The 738-nt window shown below is 46.7% G+C and carries 1 protein-coding gene; it reads right to left on the reverse strand.

Annotated elements, in window-relative coordinates; translation table 11 throughout:
• Positions 1-738: DctP family TRAP transporter solute-binding subunit (locus R7190_RS27160; RefSeq protein WP_318137839.1), on the reverse strand; the 738-nt coding region annotated here is incomplete at both ends.

The raw sequence follows: 738 nt of genomic DNA on the forward strand, positions 1-738 counted from the left end.
GGTTGCAGAGCCGTTACCCACTCTTGACGCTGCTCTGGCGTTAGCGTACGAACCACACCACCCGCTTCGATGATGTTGTTTTTATTCGCCAAGTTCACTTTGGTCGATTCAGCGTTACGCTCAACAGTCACTTCTTGAATGATGGTATTGAGCTGTTCACGCTGATCTTCTGGTAGCTTCTGCCAAAAATCGTTCGACGTCACAACGAGGTAATCCAAAATACCGTGGTTGGTTTCCGTGATGCCATCTTGAACTTCGAAGAACTTCTTACCGTAGATGTTTGACCAAGTGTTCTCTTGACCATCGATAACCTTCGTTTGTAGACCGCCGTAAACTTCTTTGAAGGACATTTTTTGAGGGTTTGCGCCAAGTTGCTCGAACTGGGCAACAAGAACGTCAGAAGCTTGGACGCGGAACTTAAGTCCTTTCGCATCGCTTGGCACCATCAGAGGTTTATTGGCAGACATTTGCTTCATACCGTTGTGCCAGAACGCAATGCCTTGTAGACCACGACGTTTCATTGAGTTTTTCAGCTTCTCTCCCGCTTCAGAGTTTTGGAAGCGGTCAACCGCAGCGACATCATCAAACAAGAAAGGCAGATCGAAAAGGCGATACTTCTTGGTGAATTTCTCAAACTTAGAAAGAGAAGGAGCAGCGAGTTGAACATCACCATTTAAAAGAGCTTCCACCACTTTGTCATCATCGTAAAGCGTTGAGTTTGGAGACACCTGCAGGCAC

The sequence above is a fragment of the Vibrio sp. 1078-1 genome (assembly GCF_033340475.1).